The organism is Frankia sp. CcWB2, from assembly GCF_977927585.1.
Map to the genome: position 1 here is coordinate 4855 of NZ_CDWRCM010000224.1, position 674 is coordinate 5528.

General features: G+C 72.3%; 1 protein-coding gene. It reads right to left on the reverse strand.

The window, feature by feature from the left end:
- Positions 1 to 542, reverse strand: a 542-nt coding sequence (locus ACY45C_RS18820) for a pseudouridine synthase (RefSeq protein WP_462188892.1), incomplete at its 3' end; no start/stop codon positions are given.
- Between the last annotated feature and the right edge of the window lie 132 nt (positions 543 to 674).

A 674-nucleotide genomic window follows, 5' to 3' on the forward strand; every position in this document is an offset into this window, starting at 1 on the left:
TGCACCACGGCCCGGTAGCGTTTGTCCACCGCACGGTCACGGAACGCCCGTTTCAGCAGGGTGTACGCACGCTCGCTCTTGGCGACCGCCATCACCCCGGTGGTACCGACGTCGAGACGGTGCACCACCCCCTGACGCTCGGCCGCGCCCGAGGTGGAGATGCGGTATCCCGCGGCCGCCAACGCCCCGATCACGGTCGGTCCGGTGAAGCCGGGCGCCGGATGGGCGGCGACCCCGACCGGCTTGTCCACGACGATGATGTCGTCGTCGTCGTAGAGGATGCCGAGACCCTCGACCGGCGTGGGTTCCACCGCCACCGGACGCGGCGGGGCGGGCAGCCGGACCTCCAACCAGGCACCGCCGCTGACCCGGTCGGACCGGCCCCGGACCTTCCCGTCAAGGCTCGCCTGGCCGTCGTCGACGAGCGCGGCGGCCACGGTCCGCGACAGCCCGAACATCCTCGCGATCGCCGCGTCGAGACGGACGCCGTCGAGCCCGTCCGGGACCGGTAGGGACCGCAGGTCACCGCCCGTGATGGTCACTGCCCCCGCCGACGGGCTGATGCTCGGCGTAGCGCGTGCCGTCCAGACCCACGCCGCGCAGGGACAGGATGACCGCGAGCACGCTGCCGCAGACGATCGCGGAGTCGGCCACGTTGAAGATGGGCCAGTAGT